This is a genomic window from Mumia xiangluensis (assembly GCF_010994095.1).
GTDB lineage: Bacteria > Actinomycetota > Actinomycetes > Propionibacteriales > Nocardioidaceae > Mumia > Mumia xiangluensis.
The window spans coordinates 155,145-178,025 of the sequence record NZ_WJYO01000003.1; the positions used below are offsets into that span (position 1 = coordinate 155,145).

Consider the following 22,881-nt stretch of genomic DNA (forward strand, 5'->3'; position numbering starts at 1 on the left):
CGGAATCGGCGACAACTGATTCCGTGATCGAAACCTTCTTCCCCACCGACCGCGTCGCCCGCTCGCTGACGCTCAGCACCATCGCGTTTGCACTGTCGAGCGGCGTGTTCTACACGGTGAGCGCCCTCTACTTCACGCGCGTGATCGGTCTCGACGCGACGACGGTGGGGCTCGGTCTCGGGATCGCCGGAGGCGCCGGGGTCCTCGCGTCGTACGGGGCTGGCCGGCTCTCGGACCGCGTCGGCGCGCACCGCGTCCAGTCGTGGTCGACAGGCCTCAACGGCGTCGCGATGCTGGCCTACGCCCTGGCCGCCGACGCCGTCTCGTTCACGCTGATCGCCTGCTTCGCGGTGGCGATGCGCTCGGCGACCGGCACGTCGAAGCAGGCGATGCTGGCCCGTTGGTACACCGGCGCCGACCGGGTGTCGGTCCGCGCCCGGATGCGCGTGGTCACGAACGTGTTCATCGGGCTCGGGACGGTCGTCGCCGCGGCCGCGCTCGTGGTCGGCACAGCAGCGGCGTACCAGGTCGCGATGCTGTCGGTCGGCGTCCTGCTGCTCGTCGCCACGATCCCCCTCGTACGGCTCCCGCGCCTGGTGCCCGAGCTCGCGGCACGGATGGTCACCGCCCCGACCGCGCACGACGCGGACGGCGTCGCCGCACGCGGACGATCGCCCTGGAAGGACCGCACGTACGTCGCGAGCGTGACGCTCAACGCCGTGGTCGCGATGCACTTCAGCCTGCAGACGATCGGAGTGCCGCTCTGGGTCGCGACGACCGACGCCCCGACCGCGATGGTGTCGGCGCTCCTCGTCCTCAACACCGTGGTCGTCGCGTCGCTGCAGGTCCGCGCGTCTCGGGGGACGCACGACGTCCGTCGGGCGGGCATCGCCGTACGCCGCGGGTCGTGGCTGCTGGCGGCGGCGTGCGTGGGGTACGCGCTGGCAGGGTACGGCGACCTCGTGACCGCGTGCTGCCTGCTTCTCGCCGCGGGCTTCGCGCACTCGATCGGCGAGATCCTCGGCGAGGCCGGCGGGTGGGGCATGGCGTTCGAGCTGGCCGACCCGCAGAGCGCGGGGGCGTACCAGGGGCTCTCCCAGACCGGGTACGCCGTGGCGTCCATGGTCGCGCCCGCACTCGTGACGGCGACCGCGATCCAGCACGGGACGCCCGGGTGGATCGCGCTCGCCGCGATGTTCGTCGCCGCGGGGACCGGCGCCGCACTCGTCGCACGGCGCGCTGCCGAGCGCACGGCGGTCTCCCCCGACGTGTCTGGCGCGGAAGTGTCCGTCCCCGCTGTCACGCTGACCCCATGACGCTCCTCCTCGTCGCGCTGCTCGCCCTGCTCGCCGGCCTCGCTGCCGGCGTCGTCCTCGGCAGCGGCCTGCTGCGCCGCCACGACAGCACGACCGCCGACCACGTGCAGCTGTCGGCGCACGCGACGGCGCAGGCGGTCGGTCCGGTCAAGGAGAGCCTCGACCGCTTCGACACGCGACTGCGCGAGCTCGAGTCCAGCCGCATCGCGTGGCACAGCCAGCTGCGCGAGCAGGTCGAGCAGGTGCGGGCGACGAGCGAGTCCCTGCGCCGCGAGACCGCCGCCCTCTCGTCCGCTCTGCGCAAGCCGCAGGTCCGGGGCAGGTGGGGAGAGATGCACCTCCAGCGCGCCGCCGAGCTGGCCGGCATGGTCGAGCGCTGCGACTTCGACCTGCAGACGACCGTGAGGGACGACGGTGCTGCGCTGCGTCCCGACATGGTCGTCCACCTCGCCGGCGACAAGCAGGTCGTCGTCGACTCCAAGGTGCCGCTCGACGCCTTTCTCGACTCCACCGAGGCCGAGGACGACGACGAGCGGGCCGCGCACCTCGCCCGGCACGCACGCCAGCTGCGCACCCACGTGGACGGCCTTGCAGCCAAGGGCTACTGGCGCCAGTTCTCGACCACGCCCGAGTTCGTCGTGCTGTTCGTCCCGGGCGAGGCGTTCCTGTCCGCCGCGCTCGAGACGGATCGCACCCTCATCGAGGATGCCGCGGCCAAGCGCATCGTCCTCGCCACGCCGACGACCCTCATCGCCCTCCTCCGCACGGTCGCGTTCGCGTGGGGCCAGGCACAGCTCGCCGACGAGGCGCGCCAGGTGCACGAGCTCGCCCGCGAGCTGTACGACCGGCTCGGCACGCTCGGCGCCCATGTCGGCAAGGTCGGCCGCAGCCTCGACAGCGCGGTCAAGGCCTACAACAGCGCTGTCGGCTCACTCGAGACCCGTGTCTTGGTGACCGCACGCCGGATGTCGGAGCTGCACGCCCCCGACACCGACCTCGCCGCACCGGAGCCTGTCGAGGCACTCGCACGACCGCTCCAGGCGCCTGAGCTCATCGACCCGCTCGTCGAGGAGATCGTGTCATCGGAGGTCGCCCGGGCGGAGGTCAGCCGCGCCGAGGCTGGCCGGACCGGCACGAGCGACGGCCGTGACGGATCGGCGCGCCGTACGGGGTGACTCCGCGGGACGGCCTAGCGTGAAGACGTGCAGCACTGGGCCCGGCTCCCCCGTGGTTCTCGGCGACCGGCGCCACGACGGCGCAGGTCGTGGACGGCTCGCGCGGCCGAGCACGACCTCACTGCGCGCAGCGTCGTCACGATCGCCATCCTCGTCGGCGCATCGACGGCCTGGCTCGAGATCGCCACGACAGGGCGGCTCGGGTGGTTCTTCGACGTGATGTTCGTGCTCGTCTCGGTGACGAACGCCCTCGCGGCGTCACGCGACGCCCTGTACGCCGCGATGGTGACCCCGCCCGTGGTGCTCCTTGCCGTGCTGATCGTCGTGGCAGTGATCCGACCGGGCGCAGTCGACGAGCCCGGCTCGCCGCCGGACGCCTCGGTCGTCCAGCTGGTCGCCATCGCGATCATCCACCACGCCCTCGCGTGGGCGATCGCGCTGGGCGCGGTCCTCGGCATCACTGCCTGGCGCCGCACTGCGGTCCGAGGCTGATCGCCCCTCGAACGCGAAGCGCCTGGCCCCCGAGGTGACAACCTCGAGGGCCAGGCTCGCGACCGCGCGCCCTGCTCGGCGCTGGTCCAGACGTCAGCTGAGCGCCTTGGCCTTCAGCTGGTCGAACTCGGCCTGGGTGATCGTGCCCGAGTCCAGCAGGGCCTTAGCCGTCTCGATCTGGTGTGCCGGGCTCGTCTGTCCGGCCGTCTGCTGGATGTACTGGTCGGTCTCGGCCCTGGCGGCGCGGATCGCTGCGGCCTGCCGCTGAGCCATGCCGCTACCGCGTGCGATGACGTAGATCAGCGCGGTCAGGAACGGCGCGATGATCAAGAAGATGATCCACACCGCCTTCCACCAGCCGCTGAGGTCGTGGTCGCGGAACAGGTCGCCGATGATCTGGAAGAGGATCATCAGGTACGCGACGAAGGCGAAGCTCCAGAGAAGGAGCCAGAAGAAGTCCCAGAAATCGTTCACAGCACATGCCTTTCACGAGGGCGTTCACGGCGCAACGGGCGTCGCGCGGACGCCGCTGTGGCCAGTATTGCCACGCTCGGCCGCTCAGGCATCGCCCTCGGAGGGTGAGTCGGAAATTCGGGTCAGACGGTGGCGCGCTGGTGCGCGTAGTCGGTCCGGCGTTCACGGACCGGCCGTCCGATGCCCTCACCGATCAGGCGCAGGTCCTCGACCGTCTTGGAGGAGCCGTGCTGAGAGCCGGCCATCCGGCTGATGGTCTCCTCCATCAGGGTGCCGCCGAGGTCGTTGGCGCCACCGGTGAGCATCGACCGGGTGCCCTCGACGCCGAGCTTCACCCACGAGGTCTGGATGTTGTCGATGCGGCCGTGGAGCATGATCCGGGCCAGTGCGTGGACCGCACGGTTGTCGCGCATCGTGGGTCCTGGTCGCGCGACCCCGGCGAGATAGATCGGCGCGTTCGTGTGGATGAACGGCAGCGCGACAAACTCGGTGAAGCCGCCCGTGCGCTCCTGCACCTCCGCGAGCGTGCGCAGGTGCCCGACCCAGTGGCGCGGGTTGTCCACGTGGCCGTACATCATCGTCGAGCTCGACCGGATCCCCAGCGAGTGCGCGGTCTCCACGACTTCGATCCACTGTGCGGCGGGCAGCTTGCCCTTCGTCAGGACCCACCGGACGTCGTCGTCGAGGATCTCGGCAGCCGTCCCCGGGATGGTGTCGAGGCCGGCCTCACGCAGCGAGATCAGCCAGTCGCGGATCGAGCGACCCGCCTTGGCGGATGCGGTCACGATCTCCATCGGGCTGAACGCGTGGACGTGGATGTTGGGGGACGCCGCCTTGACCGCGCGGACGATGTCGGCGTACGCGGAAGGACCGAGGTCGGGGGCGATGCCTCCCTGGAGGCAGATCTCGGTCGCGCCGAGCTCCGCCGCCTCGCGGACCCGGTCGCCGATCTGGTCGAGCGACAGCGTGTAGGCGTCCGCGTCGGTCTTCCGCTGGGCGAAGGCGCAGAACCGGCACCCGACGTAGCAGACGTTGGTGAAGTTGATGTTCCTGTTGACGACGTAGGTGACCTCGTCGCCGACCGCGTCACGCCTCAGGTCGTCAGCGAGGCGGCACACCGCGTCGAGCGCCGGGCCGTCCGCGGTCATCAGTGTGAGGTAGTCGTCGTCGGAGAGACCCGCAGGATCGATCTCGGCGCGAGCCAGCGCCGTACGGACGTCGGAGTCCACGCGGGCGGGCACGCTGGGGAGCCCGAGGGGCTCGGACGTGCGGGCCGCGTGCTCGCGCACCTCCTCCCAATCGCCATAGACGCCGGCGCCGTCCGCGCTCGCGCCGTCGGCACCGGCGAAGTCGGTACGCCGGTCGGAGGTGCGCCCGACGGTGTCGACCTCGGTGTGGAGCTCGGTGCGCCCGGCGGCCTCCATCGGGGTCTCCGGCTCCTGCCACGGCCGGCCCACCACCGGCGCGGCCGCCTCGGCGAGCCCGTCCGGCGTGGCGAGCGCGGACACGTGCGGGACGAGGCGCGAGTCGAACCACGGGCGCTCGCCGGACAGCGTCTCGCGTACGTATCTGGGGTGGGCGGTCAGCCGCTCGGCCAGCTGCAGGCCCGACTCGGCGGTCCACGCGGCGAGGTCGTCGATCTGCGGCCACGGGCGCTCGGGGTTGACGTGGTCGGGCGTGACCGGTGAGACGCCGCCCCAGTCGTCGACGCCGGCGGCGAGCAGCGGCGCGATGGAGCCCGGGTCGGACAGGTTCGGCGGCGCCTGGAGCGTCACCGAAGGACCGAGCACCACGCGTGCGGTCGCCAGGGTCGCGAGGTACTCCTCGACGCCCAGGTCAGGCTCGTTGCGCATCGCCGTGTCGTCCTTGGCGCGGAAGTTCTGGACGATGACCTCCTGCACCCCGCCGTACGTCCGGGCGATCCGCCGCAGCTCGAACAGCGCGTCGACACGCTCGGCCACGGTCTCGCCGATGCCGACGAGGATGCCGGTCGTGAACGGGATGCCGATGCGGCCGGCGTCCTCGAGCACCCGGATCCGCAGCGCGGGGTCCTTGTCCGGCGACGCGTAGTGCGGGCCACCGGGCTCCGACCACAGCCGCGTCGCCGTCGTCTCGAGCATCATGCCCATCGACGGCGCGACGGGCTTGAGACGCTGCAGCTCCGCCCACGACATCACCCCGGGGTTGAGGTGCGGGAGCAGCCCCGTCTCCTCGAGGACACGGATCGCCATCGCGCGGACGTACGAGAGGGTGTCGTCGTAGCCGTGCTCGTGAAGCCACTCCGCGGCCTGCGGCCACCGGTCCTCCGGGCGGTCGCCGAGAGTGAACAGGGCCTCCTTGCAGCCCTGCGCGGCACCCTGGGCGGCGATCGCGACGATCTGGTCGGGCGACAGGAACGGCACCTCGACGCGGTTGGGCGTGGTCGCGAACGTGCAGTAGTGGCATCGGTCCCGGCACAGTCGCGTGATGGGGATGAAGACCTTGCGCGAGTAGGTGACGACACCCGGCCGTCCGGCGGCGACCATCGCCGCGTCGCGGACGCGGGTCGCCACAGCGCTCAGGCGTACGAGGTCGTCGCCGCGGGCGGACGCGAGCGCCACCGCTTCGGCGTGGTCGAGGGACTTGCCTGCCTCGGCACGCGCCAGCGCCCGTCGGATCTCGCGGTCGCTGGTCATCGTCACGGAGCGGCTCGTCAGGCGGGCTGGCCGGCGGCGCGCAGGTCGCGTCGCAGCTCCGGCGGCAACGCGAAGATCAAGCTCTCCTCGGCCGTGTGGACAGCGGTGGCCGTGGGGAAGCCGCGTTCGTTGAGGAAGGCGAGAACGCCCTCGACGAGGTCCTCGGGCACCGAAGCTCCCGACGTGACACCGACCTTGTCGACGCCCTCGAGCCACTCCTCGCGGATCTCGGTGACGTCGTCGACGCGGTACGAGGCCTTGGCGCCGGCCTCCAGCGCGACCTCGACGAGGCGGACGGAGTTGGACGAGTTCGCGGAGCCGACGACGATCATCAGGTCGGCCCCCTCGGAGATCTCCTTGACCGCGAGCTGGCGGTTCTGGGTGGCGTAGCAGATGTCGTCGCTCGGCGGGTCCTCCAGCTGCGGGAACTTCTCGCGGAGCGCGTCGACGATCGCCATGGTCTCGTCGACGCTGAGCGTGGTCTGCGAGAGCCACGAGAGCTTGGTGTCGTCGGGGAACGAGAGGCCCTCGACGTCGGCGACGGTCTCGACCAGCGTGATCACCTCGGGAGCCTCGCCCGCGGTGCCTTCGACCTCCTCGTGACCGGCGTGGCCGATCAGCAGGATCTGGTAGCCCTCGCGATCGAACCGCCTGGCCTCGTGGTGGACCTTCGTGACGAGCGGGCAGGTCGCGTCGATGGTCTTGAGCCCGCGCTCCTCGGCCTGGTCGTGGACGGCAGGGGACACACCGTGCGCCGAGAACACGACGGTCGCGCCGCCGGGGACCTCGTCGAGCTCCTCGACGAAGACCGCGCCGCGCCGCTCGAGAGTCTGGACCACGTGCTTGTTGTGGACGATCTGCTTGCGGACGTAGACGGGGGCGCCGTACAGGTCGAGCGCCTTCTCGACGGTGATCACGGCCCGGTCGACGCCCGCGCAGTATCCGCGGGGAGCGGCGAGCAGCAGATCGCGGTCCGCGCCGAGCGCGGGCATGCCGAGTGTCACCGTGTCCGAAGCCATGCCCCCATCGTACGGGGAGCCGTTCACAGGCCCCGGCGGCGTCCACAGGTCCCGGCGCCGCCACCGCCGGGCTGTCCGCTGATGCCCCTAGGGTGGCGGGATGGCCCTCGAGACGAGCCCGGACTCCCCCGCACCGCTGCGCGTGATCTCGTCGCTGATGAGCGACTACATCGCGCGGCTCGGTGCGCAGTGGATCGAGGGCGAGATCGCGCAGCTCACGCGCCGCCAGGGCGTCTGCTTCCTGACCCTGCGCGACCTCGACGCCAAGATCTCGATGTCGGTCACGTGCCACCGCTCGGTGCTCGACCGCTCGCCCACCCCGATCACCGAGGGCGCGCGCGTGGTGATCCACGCCAAGCCCGACTTCTATCCCGCCAACGGCTCGCTCTCGCTCAACGCACGCGACGTCCGCCCCGTCGGCATGGGTGAGCTGCTCGCCCGCATCGAGCAGCGCCGCCAGCTGCTGGCCGCCGAGGGCCTCTTCGATGCCGCCCGCAAGAAGCCGCTGCCCTTCCTCCCGCACCGCATCGGCCTGATCACCGGCAAGGGGTCGGCGGCCGAGCACGACGTCCTCGAGAACGCCCGCCTCCGCTGGCCTGGCGTCGAGTTCGACGTCTCCTACGCCCTCATGCAGGGCAACCAGGCCGCTGCCCAGGTCATCACTGCGCTCCGCGCTCTCGACGCGGAGGAGTCGGTCGACGTCATCGTGATCGCTCGCGGCGGCGGCTCCGTCGAGGACCTGCTGCCGTTCTCCGACGAAGGCCTGGTGCGCGCAGTCGCTGCAGCCCGTACGCCCGTGGTGAGCGCGATCGGTCATGAGCCGGACACGCCGCTGCTCGACTACGTCGCCGACCTCCGTGCCTCGACCCCGACCGATGCCGCCAAGCGCGTCGTGCCCGCCGTCGCCGACGAGCTGCACCACCTCACGCAGCTGCGGCGTCGCTCCCGCTACGCGGTCGACCAGCGGCTGGCACGCGAGCAGCACCGGCTCGACGCGCTGCGCACCCGGCCCGCGATCGCGCGGCCGACGACTCTCATCGACGAGCAGACGCGCCGGGTCGACGATCTGCGTGCTCGGGCGAGTCGTTCGCTCGGGCACCGGCTCGACCTCGCGCACCACGAGGCGGCCGCACAGCTCGCCAGGATCCGCGCCCTGTCACCCCTGCGGACGCTGGAGCGCGGCTATGCCGTGGCCCAGACCGCCGACGGCACCGTGGTCACGTCGATCGGCCAGGTCGGGCCGGACGACGAGGTGTCGCTGCGCGTCGTCGACGGCCACGCCCTCCTCCGTACGCTGTCCACGACCGCCGCTCCGCACACCGATCTCGACGAGGAGTCCTGATGTCCGACACCCCCGCGGCGGAGACCGCAGACGGCAACCCCGAGATCCCCTACGAGCAAGCGCGCGAGGAGCTGGCCGAGGTCGTCGGCAAGCTCGAGGCGGGAGGCACGACGCTCGAGGAGTCGCTGACCCTGTGGGAGCGCGGCGAGCAGCTCGCCGCGATCTGCCAGCAGTGGCTCGACGGCGCTCGCGCACGCCTGGAGCGCGCCCAGCAGCAGTCGAACGACCGCGCGGAGTGATCCACGGGGTCTCGATCCTCCGCTAGCGCTCCGGCCTCGACCAGCGAGATTCCCGCGCTCCGGCCTCGACCAGCGAGATTCCCGCGCTCCGGCCTCGACCAGCGAGATTCCCGCGCTCCGGCCTCGACCAGCGAGATTCCCGCGCTCCGGCCTCGACCAGCGAGGTTCCCGTGCTCCGGCCTCGACCAGCGAGGTTCCCGTGCTCCGGCCTCGACCAGCGAAATTCCCGCGCTCCGGCCTCGACCAGCGAAATTCCCGCGCTCCGGCCTCGACCAGCGAGATTCCCGCGCTCCGGCCTCGACCAGCGAGGTTCCCGCGCGGCGCGAAGCCCCAGCCCCGCTGGTCGAGGCGCGAAGCGATCGAGACCTCGACCGCCTCCCTACCGCACGCGCCTCAGCACCACCGGCATCTCGGCGCGCGGCCGCACGGTGATGGTCTTCGCACGGCGATATCGCTTCACCTTCCCGTTGGCGTAGGCCCACCCGCGGACCCTCACCTTGATCGGTCGCTTCCCCTTTCGCACGGTCGCCAGCGGTGCGTTCGTGCGATCGAGCCAGCGAATCAACCGCTTGCCGAGCCGCAGCGTCACCTTAGGTCGGCGCTGCGCGAGATTGCGCCGCTCGCCGATGTCGCGCCGCAGGTCGTACAGCTGCCAGCTCTGGGTCTCGTACGAGTAGACGAGCTTCCATCGCCCCTGACGGATGAACGACTGCGGTCGCTGGTCGCGCGATCCTCCCCGCATGTATCCCGGGAAGTGCACGAAGCGAGGCAGCGTGATCCGCTTTCCTGTCCTGAAGGCGCCGACCAGGCTGGTGCCGTCGATCGCCTGTCCTGAGGAGCTCGAGCCTGCGAGGGCGTCTCGAAGGGTGACACCTCGAGGGAGCCGTACGCCGGCGAGCGCGGCGACGGTCGGGTGCAGGTCGGTCCCGTTGATCGGCGAGTGGTTGACCCGACCTGGACGGACCAGCTTCGGGTTCGCGCTCCAGACGATCCAGGGCACCCGGACGCCGCCTTCGGTCATCTCGCTCTTCTGCCCCCTCAGCGGTCCGTTGGAGGCTCCGCGGTCGGTCCGCCCCCCGTTGTCGGAGGTGAAGATGACCACGGTGTTGTCGGCCAGGTCGTGGCCCGGGCGGCGCGGGTCAGGTGTCGTCTCGAGGTAGTGGGTCAGTCGTGCGACGGTCTGGTCGAGCCCTTCGGTCATCGCCGCGTACGCCCGACGATTCCGTTTCGAGCCTGCAGGCTTCCTCCGGTACTTCCCGAGCAGATCCTTGCGGGCCTGCGCGTCGTCGACAGGCTCGTGCACCGCGTACTCGGCCATCACGGCGAAGAACGGCTGCGCCTTCTTGCGGGCGATGAAGTCGATCGTCGCGTCGGCCACGGCATCGGTCACGTGCTTCGAGGTCCCCACGAGGTCGTCGATGGCCGCGTACGAGGTCCCGTTCGCGTACGGCTTGATGCGCTCGTCGACGTACTCCTGGGTGTAGTCCGCGGCGAACCGGTCCAGCGACGGCGAGATCCGCGCGTTGAACCTGCCGTTCTCGGCGTGGTACACGGTCGCGTGGCCGGCCCGGCTCCCGCCCCAGCTCTCGTCGAACCCGTGGACCGCGGTGATCTGCCGGGGTGTCTTCGTGACGTGGAACTTGCCGGCGTACCCGGTGGCGTACCCGGCCCGTCTGGCCGTCTCCGCCACGGTCACCGCTGATGCGGGCAGCACCTCGTCGTTGTTGATCCCCTGCTTCGGGCCGACGAGGAGCGTACGACCACGGCCGCGATTCAGGTCCGAGACGGCATAGATGTTGTTCTGCGGCCGCTGCGCGTACGCGCCGGTGAGCAGCGCCGCACGTGTCGGCGCGCAGTTCGGCGCCGCGTACGCGTTGTCGAACGACGTGCCCTCCCGTGCCAGGCGTCCGATCGCGGGTGTGTCGTTGAAGCTGCTCCGTGCGCCGAGGCTGGAGCGACCCGTGCTGGTGTCGGCCCAGCCGAGATCGTCGGCAAGGACGAGGACGATGTTGGGCTGGGTCGTCGTACGGGCCTGGGGCGCCAGCGCCTGGGGCGCCGGGGCAGGAGCTTCGACGCTGTGGACCGGCTGCGCCGTCAACAGGCCCGCGCAGAGAGCGATCGCCACGGGTGCGGCGATCACGGAAGCCGCTGCTCGCGCACCGAGTTCAGACTGCCGGGCCTTAGACCGTCTTAAGTCAACCATTCCAAGAGACTAAAGATACTTTTATCGCCAGATCGGCCCCGTCTCATCAGGGAGCCCGATGAAGCGCCGTTTAACTCGTGGCGAGCAGACCGATGTAGCGCTCGATGTCCTCGCGGGACGCAGAGCCGGTGACGAGGACGGTCATCTCGCCCTCCTCGCGGACGAACGTCGTCTCGCCGTCACCGGTCCACAGCTGCCACGTCTTGCCGGCGACCTCGACGTCGCCCACCTGCTCGACCTTCGGCGCGTGCGTCTCGACCATCCGCGGCGCGGAGTCGATCGCCTGCTCGAGCCCGATGTAGCGCGGCTCGTCGGTCAGCATCCCGAGGTGCCACCTGCCGCTACGACCGGGCTCGTAGGTCACGCCGTTGGCACCCCATCCCTCGGGGAGCGAGGTGGGGGCATAGACCGGGTACGGCGCCGACCGGCGCACCTCCTGCACCGTCTGCTCGTACTCGACCGGGGGGCGCTCGTCGGGCGTGTTCCCCCAGAAGAAGTTGCCCACGACGACGAGGCCGACCACGATCACCCCGATCACCACCATCGAGCGCGCGATGTCGGCGAAGGAGGGGTTGCCGTACGACGAACGGGGCTTCGTCTTCGTCGGCGCGGGGTCGGGGCTGCTCACGGGGACATTCTCCCAGGCAGACCCCAGCCGTCGGGCACAGGTCGGGCATGGGGACCGCACACACGGCGAGATCTGCCGCATCTCTGCCGCATATGCGGCACATGCGCTACGTTGCTTCCGTGCCTGCGTACCGATACACCGAGGCAGCCGACCTGCTCGGCGTCAGTGACGACACGATCCGTCGGTGGGGGGATCAGGGCCGGTTCACGCCGACCCGGACCGCGTCCGGAGCGGCCGCGATCGACGGCGCCGACCTCGCCGCACTGGCGGTCGAGCTCGCCGACGGCGCCGATGACCCAGCCCGCGCCCACGCGCGCAGCGCCCGCAACCAGTTCCGCGGGATCGTGACCCGCGTCGTCGCCGACACCGTGATGGCCCAGGTCGAGCTGTGCTGCGGCCCGTTCCGCGTCGTCTCCCTGATCAGCACCGAGGCGGTGCGCGATCTCGGGCTCGAGGTGGGCGTCGTGGCCGTGGCCGGCGTGAAGTCCACCAACGTCACCCTCGAGGTAGGCCCATGACCGCCCCCCGCCGCGCACCCCTCCTCGCCGTGGCCGCCGCCGCGCTGCTCACCGTCGCGGCCTGCGGGGGTGGCGACGACGGCAGCGGCGACGGCGCGTCGGGCGAGCCTCGTACGCTCACGGTCCTCGCCGCCGCATCGCTGACGGAGTCGTTCGACGAGATCGCCGATCTGTACGAGTCCGAGCACGCGGGCGTCACGGTGAAGCTCTCCTACGACTCGTCGGCCGTCCTGGCCGAGCAGGTCAACCAGGGAAGCCCGGCCGACGTGCTCGCGACGGCAGACGCCAAGACGATGGCGTCGGTCGTCGACGAGGGCAACGCCGAGGGCGAGCCGACGTCGTTCGCGACCAACACGCTCGTCATCGTCACCCCGCCCGACAACCCCGGAGACGTCACTGGCATCGATGACCTCGGCGACGCGACCTTCGCCGTCTGCGTGCCCCAAGCACCCTGCGGCGACGCGCCCAAGCGACTTCTCGAGCTCGACGGCAGCACGGCCACACCGACGACCGAGGAGGACAACGTCAAGGGCGTCCTCACCAAGGTGACGCTGGGCGAGGTCGACGCCGGGCTCGTCTACCGCACGGACGCGCTGGCGGCGGGCGACGCCGTCACGACCGTCGAGGCGCAGAACGCGTCCGAGGTGGTCAACGTCAACCCGATCACGGTGCTCTCGGGCTCTGCGGTGGCCGACGACGCCCAGGCCTTCGTGGACCTGGTCCTGAGCGACGAGGGTCAGAAGGTCCTCGAGGCGCACGGGTTCGGCCCGGCAGCCTCGTGACAAGGGCACCGATGAACGGGACCGTGCGTGACCGGCCGGCGCTGGGGCGTACGCCGGTGGCCCTGGTCGTCCCGTCGGCGATCGGTCTGCTCCTGCTGCTCGTCCCCCTGGCTGCGCTGCTGGTCCGCGCCCCGTGGTCGACCTTTCTGGACCGGGTCCGCGATCCCGCGATCCTCGACGCGCTGCGGCTGAGCCTGCTGACGTCGACCGTCGCGACTCTCCTCTGCCTGGTGCTCGGGGTGCCGCTGGCGTGGCTGCTGGCGCGCACGACGTTCCGCGGGATGGGACTCGTACGCGCGCTGGTGAGCGTGCCGCTCGTGCTCCCGCCGGTCGTCGGCGGCGTCGCGCTCCTCATGGCGTTCGGGCGGCGGGGCGTCGTGGGCCAGTGGCTCGACGAGGCGTTCGGGGTCACCATCCCGTTCACGACGGCCGCGGTGGTGCTCGCCCAGACGTTCGTCGCGATGCCGTTCCTCGTGATGAGCGTCGAGGGTGCGCTGCGGACGGCCGATCCGCGCTACGACGAGGTCGCCGCCACTCTCGGGGCGCGACGACTGGTCACGTTCTGGCGGGTCACGCTCCCTCTCGCCGGCCCCGGGATCGCCGCGGGGGCGGCGCTCGCGTGGGCACGGGCGCTCGGCGAGTTCGGAGCGACGATCACGTTCGCCGGGAGCGTGCCCGGGGTGACCCGGACGATGCCGCTGCAGATCTACAACGCGATGCAGACCGACACGGACACCGCGATCATGCTCAGCGTGATCCTGCTCGCGATCAGCGTGGCCGTCCTGGTCGCGCTGCACAGCAGCTGGACCGGTCGGGCCTGGGCGCGCCGCGACGGGCTGGACGCCGCATGACAGGCCTCGATGCACGAGTCGTGCTGCGGCGAGGACCGCTGGAGATCGACGTGGCGCTCGCCGTACCCCCTGGCGAGGTCCTCGCGCTGGTCGGTCCGAACGGGGCCGGCAAGAGCAGCGCCCTGCGCGCGCTCGCCGGTCTGACGCCGATCGACACCGGCCACGTCGCGCTCGGCGGCACCGTGCTCGAGGACTCGGAGACGGGCGTACGCGTTCCCGTGCCGCAGCGTGATCTCACGATGGTGTTCCAGGATCCACTCCTCTTCCCGCACCTGTCCGTACGCGACAACGTCGCGTTCGGGCTACGGCACCACCCGGGCGCGGGGCGGGTCGGGCGTCGCGACGCCCGCTCGCGTGCCGACGAGGCGCTCGCTCGTACGGGGCTGTCCGACCTCGCGGACCGCAAGGCCGCGCACCTGTCCGGGGGCCAGCGGCAGCGCGTGGCGACCGTCCGCGCCCTCGCCTGCGACCCGGCGCTCCTCCTCCTCGACGAGCCGACGTCGGCGCTCGACGTCGCGATCACAGCCCAGGTACGCGCGTTCCTGCGGCGCCACGTCCGGGAGTTCGGCGGCGTGACCGTCCTCGTGTCCCACGACCCGCTCGACGCCTTCGTGCTCGCCGACCGCGTCGCCGTCCTCGAGGACGGCCGCGTCACGCAGCAGGGGACGCCGGACGAGATCGCCCGACGACCGCGGACCGACTATGTCGCGCACCTGATGGGGATGAACCTCATGCGCGACGGTGACGTCTACCGAACGTTCTCCCCCACCGCGGTCACGCTCTACCGCGAGGAGCCCGTCACGTCCGCGCGCAACCTGTGGCGCCTGCGGATCACGAGCGTCGTCCCGCACGGCGACGCCGTACGCCTGCAGCTGCGCGGGCCGGTCGCCCTGGTCGCCGACGTCACCCGCGCCGCGGTCGCCGACCTCGACCTCCACGAGGGGGTCGAGGTGTGGGCGAGCGTCAAGGAGACCGAGGTGACGACATTCGAGGACTGAGCGCCTCCCCCGTCTGCGTGGGCCCTCAGGCAGAGTCGGAATTGTCGGACCGGACGCCAAAATGCCGACCCTGACCACCCCGTACGGCCAACGTAGGATGCGGCCATGACCGACGCCTCGCAAGGATCGAAGCTGCCCGGCCACCTCACCCCCGCCGCCGAGGCCCCCGACCGCAACCTTGCCCTCGACCTGGTCCGCGTGACCGAGGCCGCGGCGATGGCTGCGGGCCGCTGGGTCGGCCGCGGCGACAAGAACGGCGCGGACGGTGTCGCGGTCAACGCGATGCGGTCGCTAATCAACACCGTCGGCATGCGCGGCGTCGTCGTGATCGGTGAGGGCGAGAAGGACAACGCGCCGATGCTGTTCAACGGGGAGGAGGTCGGCGACGGCACGGGCCCGGAGGCGGACGTCGCGGTCGACCCGATCGACGGCACGACTCTCGCCGCGAAGGGCATGCCCGGTGCGGTCTCCGTCCTCGCGGTCGCACCACGCGGATCCATGTTCGACCCGTCGGCCGTCTTCTACATGGACAAGCTCGCGGTCGGCCCCGAGGCCGCCGACGTCATCGACATCCGCCTGCCGATCTCGGAGAACATCCGCCTGGTCGCGAAGGCCAAGAACCTCTCGGTCTCCTCGGTCACCGTCTGCGTGCTCGACCGTCCCCGCCACCAGGGACTGGTCGACGAGATCCGCGCGACCGGTGCCCGCATCAAGTTCATCACCGACGGCGACGTGGCCGGCTCGATCTACGCCGCACGCCCCGGCACCGGCGTCGACATCCTCGCCGGCGTCGGCGGCACCCCCGAGGGCATCATCACCGCCTGCGCGATGAAGGCGCTCGGCGGCGCGGTCCAGGGCAAGCTCTGGCCGACCGACGACGACGAGCGTCAGAAGGCCGTCGACGCCGGGCTCGACGTCGACGCCGTCCTCGGCACGGACGACCTGGTCAAGGGCGACGACTGCTTCTTCGTCGCCAGCGGTATCACCGACGGGGAGCTGATGCGCGGCGTCCGCTACGGCTCCGGCATCGCGATCACCGAGTCCCTCGTGATGCGCTCGCGCTCCGGCACGTACCGCAAGATCATCTCGGAGCACCGCATGGAGAAGCTCCGCGCGTACGCCGCCATCGACTACGAGAGCTGAGCCGACGATGCCTGCGGTCGTGGGCCGCGCGCTGGTCGTCGGCGAGGCCCTGATCGATCTCACCCGTGACCGCTCCGGGCACGAGTCCGCCCACCCGGGCGGCTCCCCGCTCAACGTCGCGGTCGGCCTGGCGCGCCTTGACGTCCCGACGGTCCTCGCCGCACAGGTCGGCGACGACGACCACGGCGAGCTGCTGCGCGAGCACGTCGACGCGTCCGACGTCGACCTCCGCTCGCTCCCGCCGCACCGGGAGGACAGCGCCGTCGCGCTCGCCGAGCTCGACGACGACGGTGTCGCGACGTACCGGTTCGAGCTGGCCTGGGACCCCTCCGAGATGCCGACGCCCGAGGCGTTCGACCTCGTCCACGTCGGCTCCATCGCGACGGTGCTCGCCCCGGGCGCCGACGCGGTCGAGCGGCTCGTCCACGACGCCGTACGCGCGGGGGTGCCCGTGTCGTACGACCCCAACATCCGCCTCGCGATCACCCCGGACCTCGAGGTCGTGCGCGACCGCGTGGACCGGATCGTCGGCTACGCGGCCGTCGTCAAGCTCAGCGACGAGGACGCGACCGCGCTGCGCCCCGACCTCGACCCGACGGCGTACGCCGTGCGTCTCGCCGCCGCCGGCCCGCGGCTCGTCGCGCTCACCCGCGGGGGCGACGGTGCGGTGCTGATCAGCGGTGACCTCGTCGTCGAGGTCGCCCCGCCGCCGACCGAGGTCGCCGACACGATCGGCGCCGGCGACTCGTTCATGGCGGGCCTGCTCGCGGGCATCCTGATGGCCGGTTGGACGGGTCGCAAGGGGTACGACCGCGAGGCTCTGACCTGGCTCGGAGAGCTCGCGGTGCGCGCTGCGGCGATCACCTGCTCGCGGCCCGGGGCGGACCCTCCGTGGCGTCACGAGCTGCGACCTACGATGGGGTCGTGACCGAGCGCCTCGCCCACCTCGACAGCGGGATCTCCCTCGCCTACGACACGTTCGGAGACGAGTCCGATCCCGCCGCGCTCCTCGTCATGGGCCTCGGCTGCCCGATGAACTGGTGGCGCACCGAGTTCTGCGAGGTGCTCGCCTCCGAGGGCTTCTACGTCGTCCGGTACGACCACCGCGACACGGGCCGATCGACGCGCTTCGACGAGCGACCGGTGTCGCGGGCGCAGGTTGCGGCCACCTTCGCGCGCCGGCGGCGCGCCACGCCGTACGCGATGTCCGACCTGGCCGCCGACGCCGTCGGGCTGCTCGATGCGCTCAGCCTCGACCAGGCGCACCTGATCGGGCAGTCGATGGGCGGGATGGTCGCCCAGACCGTCGCCGTGGAACACCCCGAGCGGGTCCTCTCGCTCACGTCGATCATGTCGACGACGGGCCGTCGTACGGTCGGCTGGCAGCACCCGCGGCTCGCGTCGATGCTGCTCGCGGCGCCGGGTCCCGGCGAGGACGGCTACGTACGCCGGTCGCTGCGCAGCGCCCGCGCGATCTCGAGCACCCGGTACGGCCTCGCGCCCGAGGCCGTCGAGGCGCGCGCCCGTGAGACCTACGCGCGTGGCTGGTCGATCCAGGGCACGATGCGTCACATGCTTGCCGTCATGACTCAGCCCGACCGCACCGTGGCTCTGGGAAGCCTGGACGTCCCGACCCTGGTCATCCACGGCACCGCGGACCCGATGGTGCACGTCTCCGGCGGACGCGCCACTGCCGCCGCGGTCCCCCGCGCCGAGCTCCTGCTCGTCCCCGACATGGCACACGAGATCCCGGTCGCCCTCGAGGGCGTGTTCGCCGCAGCGATCGGTGCCAGCGCGAGGAGGTCCCGTGCACACGCGCGGTGACGCGGTCGTCCGGCGACGCGAGGACGGCGCCCTCGAGCTGAGGGTCAACGGCGTCTTCGTGATGGACGACGTCGAGACCACGTCGGAGCGTCTGCTCGCCCGCGCCGCCCTCGCCGGCGCCGCCAACCCGCGGCACGTCGTCGTCGGCGGTCTCGGGATGGGCTTCACGCTGCGCGAGATCCTCGCCGACCGGCGCGTGTCACGCGTGACCGTCGCCGAGCTCGAGCCCGCCATCCCCGAGTTCATGCGCGAGGGCACGCTCCCCGGCGCCGACCTCCTCGCCGACCGGCGCGTGGAGCTCCACGTCGACGACGTCCGCGAGGTGGTCCGCAGCCTCGGCGAGCGCAGCGTCGACGTGATCCTGCTCGACGTCGACAACGGGCCCGACTTCCTCGTCCACGACCGGAACGCAGCGGTGTACCAAGCGCCGTTCGTGGCCGCCTGCGCCGACCGGCTCAGCGACCTGGGCGAGCTGTGCATCTGGTCGATGGACGACTCCGCGCCGGTCCGGGACGCCCTGGCGGCGTCGTTCGACCACGTGTACGCGGAGCAGGTCCCGGTCCGGCTGCAGGGCCGCGCCGAGAAGTACTGGCTGCTCCGCGGGCGGGTCCCCCGCCGCTGACCTCCGGTGCCGCCGAGTCCATGGCCCGACCTCTGCGCCGGTGCCTGCGCTGGTGCGGATAATCTCGGTCCCATGAGCACTGAGACCGAGTACCGCATCGAGCACGACACCATGGGCGAGGTCAAGGTGCCCGCCAACGCGCTCTACAAGGCCCAGACGCAGCGCGCCGTCGAGAACTTCCCGATCTCCGGCACGACCCTGGAGCCCCAGCACATCCGTGCGATCGCCCTCGTCAAGTACGCCTGCGCGAAGGCCAACGCCGAGCTCGGCGTCATCGACCAGGACGTCGCCGACGCCATCATGGGTGCCGCGAAGGACGTCGCGTCCGGTGCGTACGACGACCAGTTCCCGATCGACGTCTTCCAGACCGGCTCGGGCACGTCGAGCAACATGAACATGAACGAGGTCATCTCGACCCTCGCGACCCGCAGCCTGGGCCGCGAGGTGCACCCCAACGACCTCGTCAACGCGTCGCAGTCGTCCAACGACACGTTCCCGACGTCGATCCACGTCGCCGCGACGGAGGCGGTCGTCACCGCGCTGATCCCGGCCCTCGACCACCTGGCGACCGCCCTCGAGGCGAAGTCGACCGAGTGGGCACAGATCGTGAAGTCCGGCCGTACGCACCTCATGGACGCGACGCCGGTCACCCTGGGCCAGGAGTTCGGCGGGTACGCCGCCCAGATCCGCCGCAGCATCGAGCGCGTGCAGTCGACGCTCCCGCGTGTCGCCGAGGTGCCGCTCGGTGGCACGGCGGTCGGCACCGGCATCAACACGCCGGCCGGCTTCCCGCAGCGCGTGATCGCGATCCTCGCCGAGGAGACGGGCCTTCCGATGACGGAGGCCGTCGACCACTTCGAGGCCCAGGGCGCCCGTGACGGGCTCGTCGAGCTGTCCGGCCAGCTCAAGACGGTCGCGGTCAGCCTGATCAAGATCAACAACGACCTGCGCTGGATGGGCTCCGGACCGCGTACGGGTCTGGGCGAGCTGTTCCTCCCCGACCTGCAGCCCGGATCGAGCATCATGCCGGGCAAGGTCAACCCGGTCATCCCCGAGGCCGTGCTCATGGTCTGCTCGCAGGTGATCGGCAACGACACGGCGATCACGGTCGCCGGGCAGTCGGGCTCCTTCGAGCTCAACGTCCAGATGCCGGTGATGGCGCGGGCGCTGCTGGAGTCGATCCGCCTGCTCGGCAACGCCTCGACGGTGCTCGCGGACAAGTGCATCGCCGACACGGTCGCCAACGAGGAGCGCTGCGCCGAGCTTGCCGAGTCGTCGCCGTCGATCGTGACGCCGCTCAACAAGTACATCGGCTACGAGAACGCCGCGAAGGTCGCCAAGACGGCCCTCAAGGAGAAGAAGACGATCCGTCAGACCGTCCTCGACATGGGCTTCGTCAACGACGGCACCGTGACGGTCGAGCAGCTCGACGCCGCCCTCGACGTCCTCTCCATGACGCACCCGTGAGCTGACCGGCGACGCCCGCCGGCGTCGTACGGACCAGCGCGACCGCAGGGGTCGTACCGCTTCAGGCGGTACGGCCCCTGCGGCGTTCGGGGCGTGCTTCTTGGGCACTTTTGGCGTGACACGCACAAAAGGTCGTCGCCTCCTGTTGTAAGTACGGTGTGATCTGCATTACGTTCGACACATCCCACCGACAGGAGGATCACCATGTGCTACGGATTCGACGGCGACAAGGCGCTCGACGAGGCCGCAGAACGCAGCGGACTGAACCGGCGACGGCTACTCCAGGGCCTCGCAGGCACCGCGGCCGCCGGAGCGCTCGCCTTCGGCGTGCCCGGCACCGCCGCGGCAGCGAGCCCGGCGACCAACGGCAAGGGCAAACCCCACCAGGGCAGGCGGCGGCTCGACCCCGACTCGATCAGCATCCAGCTCTACTCGCTCCGCGACGACCTCGCGAAGGACTACGACAGCTCGCTCCGATACGTGGCCGGGGCCGGCTACCGCAAGGTCGAGCAGGCGGGCTACTACGGTCGTACGGCGCGCGAGCTGCGCAAGTTCCACGACCGCCTGCGGATCCGGACGTCGTCGAGCCACGACGGGCTCTCCACGACCCGCACCGCGCTCTACACCAAGCTCGACAACGCCAACACGCTCGGGCAGCGCTACGTCGTCGTCCCGTACCTCGTCAACGACGACCCGGAGCAGTGGAAGAGGTGGGCGTACCAGATGAACAGCGAGGCGGCCGCCGCCCAGCGCGAGGGACTGCGCTACGGCTACCACAACCACGCGCACGAGTTCCTGCCGCTCGCGAACGGCCAGCGCCCGTGGGACATCCTGAACGCCGAGCTCGACCCCGTGCTCGTCCACTTCGAGGTCGACCTCTACTGGATCGCGACGGGGGCGATCCAGAGCGGTGACGGCGTCGACGACCCGGAGGGCTTCATCACGCAGCACCTCGACGACGCCGCGCTGAAGGTCCGGCAGTACCACGTCAAGGACCGCAACCCTGACACCGGCGTCATGTGCGACCTGGGCACAGGCAACCTCGACTTCGCCCGGATCTTCGCGCACCACCAGGTCGACGAGTACATCGTCGAGAACGACCGGCCGAACGTCACGCCGCGCCAGACCGCAGAGGTCGGGTACGACTACCTGCGCGCGCTGCGGTTCTGATCTCCACATCGCCGCTCGTCGCCCTTCCCTCGGCGTCACCCTGACTGATAGAATCGAACATCCGTTCGATCCAGGCCTGCGGTGGCGCCGAGAGGAGGGCTCCCGTGATCGCCGAGCTCAAGGACGCCCTCGCCGCCGTCGAGCGCGCGAGGGGCGCAGCGTCCGACGCTGACGGACTGGCACGACTGTCGGCCAGCGAGCTGGCGTCTGTCGTGCTGCTGGCGCAGTCCGTCCGCCGCACGGCTGGGGCCTTGCTCGTGGATGCCACTGCCGTCGCCGACCGCACGCAGGTCGCGAAGTCCCAGGGAGCGACCTCGACCACCAGCTGGCTGGCGCAGACAGCGGGCGTGTCCCAGCGCGACGCATCGCGTGACGTCGAGCTGGCGCGTGATCTCTCCACCCACGCACCCCGCACGCGCGAGGCGCTGAGCCGGCCCGGGATGTCCACGGACAAGGCACGGGTCATCAACGATGCCCTGCGCAAGCTCCCCCGGGACCTGACTGCGGACGAGCGCGACACCGTCGAGTCCGACCTCGTCGACAAGGCCCAGAGGCACTCGTACGAGGATCTTCGTCGCGCCGCTCGACGCGCTGTCGAGAGCATCGACGTCGCACGCGCTGACCGACTCGAGTCGGCCGCACTGGAGGCCGAGGAGACGCGCGCACGTCGTGAGGCGACCTTCTGGATGACGCGCCCGAGCGATGACGGGATGGTCGAGGGCGGCTTCGTCGTCGACGCACTGACCGGAGACATCCTGCGTTCCGCGCTCGAGGCCCACACCGCGCCTCGTCGGCAGAGCACGTGCGACGAGCAGCGGGAGGCCGCCCACGCCTCAGGGGACGGGGCCGCAAGCGCTCACGACGATCACGGGGAGCCAGCGGTCCCGAGCGAGGCACCCGACCACACGCACAAGCTCGGCCGAGCGTTCATGGACGTGCTGCGTCACCTACCCACCGACGCGTACGGCAACCACGGCGGCATCGCTGCGACGCTCGTCGTCACGGTCGAGGCGGGCACGCTCACCGGCGAGCTGGAGCGCGCCGGGACGACGAGCCACGGCACGCGGGTCTCGCCGACGGAGCTCCGGACAATGGCCTGCGGCGCGTCCCTCCTGCCGGCCGTGCTGGGCGGCGATGGTGTCGCTCTTGACCTGGGTCGCAGACGAAGACTCTTCTCCCCTGCCCAACGGTTGGCCCTCGCACTCCGCGACGGCGGTTGTGCCTTCCCCGGCTGCGACCGGCCGCCGGGATGGTGCGAAGCCCACCACGCCGACGCGTGGTCCGAAGGCGGCTCCACCAACAGCTCCGACGGCGCACTCGTCTGCGGCCACCATCACCGCCAGATCCACCACGCCGGCTGGGTCATGCGGATCGCCCGCGACGGGCTGCCCGAGTTCATCCCGCCCACCCGGCTCGACCCGAGTCGCACGCCACGGCGCAACGACCGGTGGCGTCCGTCGACGGCGCCGGCGGCGTCGGCCGCGTGATCACCCTGACCAGGTCAGTCCGTGAGCAGCGACGCGACCTCGTCGGCGCTCCAGGAGAGTGCGTACGCAGGGCCCTGGACGATGACGCCGTCGTCCAGATCGATCTCGAGCTCGTCGTCGTCGACGTGCCCGCCGAACGGGTCTTCCGCGTACAAGGCGCGCGGAGCGTCTGACCACCGCACCTGGATCTCCCGCCGACCCGGCACCAGGATGAGCTCTGGCCGCGACAACCGTATGACGCACACCTCGGCCGCATCGCTCCCGGCCGCATCGCTGTCCGTGCCGCTGTCCGTGCCGCTGTCCGCGCCACTCTCCGTGCCGCAGGCGAGGGTCCGTTCGGTCACTCCGAGGCTCGTCGAGCTGATCGCGACACGTGCGCCCAGGATGCCTGCGACGGCCACGAGGACGCCGACAACGAGACCGATGAGCAGCACGACAGCACGCGGCATGACGGAC

At 71.1% G+C, this 22,881-nt stretch carries 22 protein-coding genes; 16 read left to right on the top strand and 6 right to left on the bottom strand.

Annotated elements, in window-relative coordinates; genetic code table 11:
* The first annotated feature begins 23 nt into the window (after window positions 1-23).
* Genes GH747_RS11055 through GH747_RS11065 form a run of 3 tightly spaced genes read left to right on the top strand, consistent with a single transcriptional unit; the run spans window position 24 to window position 2,983 of the window.
* Complete coding sequence (locus GH747_RS11055; protein ID WP_205602901.1) at window positions 24-1,316, top strand: MFS transporter; 1,293 nt, start codon at window positions 24-26, stop codon at window positions 1,314-1,316.
* Entirely contained in the window at window positions 1,313-2,491 is a 1,179-nt protein-coding gene (locus GH747_RS11060; protein ID WP_149769654.1) for a DNA recombination protein RmuC, read from the top strand. Before GH747_RS11055 ends, GH747_RS11060 begins: the two co-directional genes overlap by 4 nt.
* Window positions 2,492-2,518: 27 nt before the next feature.
* A complete protein-coding gene (locus GH747_RS11065; RefSeq protein WP_149769655.1) occupies window positions 2,519-2,983 on the top strand; it encodes a DUF6542 domain-containing protein in 465 nt (154 codons plus the stop codon).
* Window positions 2,984-3,076: 93 nt separating this feature from the next.
* Here the strand turns inward: GH747_RS11065 and GH747_RS11070 are convergent, their stop codons facing one another.
* From GH747_RS11070 to GH747_RS11080, 3 genes are all read right to left on the bottom strand, one after another.
* On the bottom strand, window positions 3,077-3,457 hold the full coding sequence (locus GH747_RS11070) for an SHOCT domain-containing protein (RefSeq protein ID WP_205602902.1): 381 nt from the start codon (window positions 3,455-3,457) through the stop codon (window positions 3,077-3,079).
* A 122-nt stretch (window positions 3,458-3,579) separates the two neighbouring features.
* Window positions 3,580-6,132: a bifunctional FO biosynthesis protein CofGH gene (locus tag GH747_RS11075; protein ID WP_149770039.1), complete on the bottom strand. Its 2,553-nt coding sequence runs from the start codon at window positions 6,130-6,132 to the stop codon at window positions 3,580-3,582.
* A 17-nt stretch (window positions 6,133-6,149) separates the two neighbouring features.
* On the bottom strand, window positions 6,150-7,151 hold the full coding sequence (locus tag GH747_RS11080; RefSeq protein ID WP_163695505.1) for a 4-hydroxy-3-methylbut-2-enyl diphosphate reductase: 1,002 nt from the start codon (window positions 7,149-7,151) through the stop codon (window positions 6,150-6,152).
* Between the two features lie 100 nt (window positions 7,152-7,251).
* Between GH747_RS11080 and xseA the strand changes: the two genes are divergently transcribed.
* Window positions 7,252-8,493, top strand: coding sequence for an exodeoxyribonuclease VII large subunit (xseA, locus tag GH747_RS11085; protein WP_149769656.1), 1,242 nt, complete (start codon window positions 7,252-7,254; stop codon window positions 8,491-8,493).
* Window positions 8,493-8,732, top strand: coding sequence for an exodeoxyribonuclease VII small subunit (locus GH747_RS11090; RefSeq protein ID WP_149769657.1), 240 nt, complete (start codon window positions 8,493-8,495; stop codon window positions 8,730-8,732). The genes xseA and GH747_RS11090 overlap by 1 nt, the downstream gene beginning before the upstream one ends.
* 379 nt (window positions 8,733-9,111) lie before the next feature.
* On the opposite strand, the gene GH747_RS11095 is transcribed toward GH747_RS11090, so the two are convergent.
* Together GH747_RS11095 and GH747_RS11100 are read right to left on the bottom strand one after the other, a co-directional pair.
* Window positions 9,112-10,872 carry a sulfatase gene (locus tag GH747_RS11095; protein ID WP_163695508.1) on the bottom strand — a complete coding sequence of 587 codons (1,761 nt, stop codon included), beginning with the start codon at window positions 10,870-10,872 and terminating at the stop codon, window positions 9,112-9,114.
* Between the two features lie 133 nt (window positions 10,873-11,005).
* Window positions 11,006-11,563 carry a DUF4245 domain-containing protein gene (locus GH747_RS11100; RefSeq protein ID WP_163695510.1) on the bottom strand — a complete coding sequence of 186 codons (558 nt, stop codon included), beginning with the start codon at window positions 11,561-11,563 and terminating at the stop codon, window positions 11,006-11,008.
* A 101-nt stretch (window positions 11,564-11,664) separates the two neighbouring features.
* Between GH747_RS11100 and GH747_RS11105 the strand changes: the two genes are divergently transcribed.
* The 11 genes from GH747_RS11105 to GH747_RS11155 all read left to right on the top strand — a co-directional run bounded on the left by GH747_RS11105 (window position 11,665) and on the right by GH747_RS11155 (window position 22,425).
* Window positions 11,665-12,081: a TOBE domain-containing protein gene (locus tag GH747_RS11105; protein ID WP_205602903.1), complete on the top strand. Its 417-nt coding sequence runs from the start codon at window positions 11,665-11,667 to the stop codon at window positions 12,079-12,081.
* Window positions 12,078-12,863 carry a molybdate ABC transporter substrate-binding protein gene (gene modA, locus GH747_RS11110; RefSeq protein WP_149769661.1) on the top strand — a complete coding sequence of 262 codons (786 nt, stop codon included), beginning with the start codon at window positions 12,078-12,080 and terminating at the stop codon, window positions 12,861-12,863. Before GH747_RS11105 ends, modA begins: the two co-directional genes overlap by 4 nt.
* An 11-nt stretch (window positions 12,864-12,874) precedes the next feature.
* Window positions 12,875-13,714 carry an ABC transporter permease gene (locus tag GH747_RS11115; protein WP_149769662.1) on the top strand — a complete coding sequence of 280 codons (840 nt, stop codon included), beginning with the start codon at window positions 12,875-12,877 and terminating at the stop codon, window positions 13,712-13,714.
* Window positions 13,711-14,712, top strand: coding sequence for an ABC transporter ATP-binding protein (locus tag GH747_RS11120; protein ID WP_149769663.1), 1,002 nt, complete (start codon window positions 13,711-13,713; stop codon window positions 14,710-14,712). The genes GH747_RS11115 and GH747_RS11120 overlap by 4 nt, the downstream gene beginning before the upstream one ends.
* A gap of 105 nt (window positions 14,713-14,817) precedes the next feature.
* A complete protein-coding gene (gene glpX / locus GH747_RS11125; protein WP_149769664.1) occupies window positions 14,818-15,855 on the top strand; it encodes a class II fructose-bisphosphatase in 1,038 nt (345 codons plus the stop codon).
* A gap of 7 nt (window positions 15,856-15,862) precedes the next feature.
* Window positions 15,863-16,783, top strand: a complete 921-nt coding sequence (locus tag GH747_RS11130) for a carbohydrate kinase family protein (protein ID WP_149769665.1) — start codon at window positions 15,863-15,865, stop codon at window positions 16,781-16,783.
* Entirely contained in the window at window positions 16,780-17,679 is a 900-nt protein-coding gene (locus tag GH747_RS11135) for an alpha/beta fold hydrolase (RefSeq protein WP_228552889.1), read from the top strand. Before GH747_RS11130 ends, GH747_RS11135 begins: the two co-directional genes overlap by 4 nt.
* A complete protein-coding gene (locus tag GH747_RS11140; protein ID WP_228552890.1) occupies window positions 17,663-18,301 on the top strand; it encodes a spermidine synthase in 639 nt (212 codons plus the stop codon). Before GH747_RS11135 ends, GH747_RS11140 begins: the two co-directional genes overlap by 17 nt.
* A gap of 72 nt (window positions 18,302-18,373) precedes the next feature.
* Window positions 18,374-19,768: a class II fumarate hydratase gene (locus GH747_RS11145; protein WP_149769666.1), complete on the top strand. Its 1,395-nt coding sequence runs from the start codon at window positions 18,374-18,376 to the stop codon at window positions 19,766-19,768.
* Window positions 19,769-19,972: 204 nt separating this feature from the next.
* Window positions 19,973-20,938: a sugar phosphate isomerase/epimerase family protein gene (locus GH747_RS11150; RefSeq protein WP_149769667.1), complete on the top strand. Its 966-nt coding sequence runs from the start codon at window positions 19,973-19,975 to the stop codon at window positions 20,936-20,938.
* Window positions 20,939-21,042: 104 nt separating this feature from the next.
* On the top strand, window positions 21,043-22,425 hold the full coding sequence (locus GH747_RS11155) for an HNH endonuclease signature motif containing protein (protein ID WP_163695513.1): 1,383 nt from the start codon (window positions 21,043-21,045) through the stop codon (window positions 22,423-22,425).
* 14 nt (window positions 22,426-22,439) lie between these two features.
* Here the strand turns inward: GH747_RS11155 and GH747_RS11160 are convergent, their stop codons facing one another.
* Window positions 22,440-22,874 (bottom strand): hypothetical protein, encoded by a 435-nt coding sequence (locus GH747_RS11160; RefSeq protein ID WP_149769669.1) that lies wholly within the window; start codon window positions 22,872-22,874, stop codon window positions 22,440-22,442.
* Window positions 22,875-22,881 lie beyond the last annotated feature (7 nt).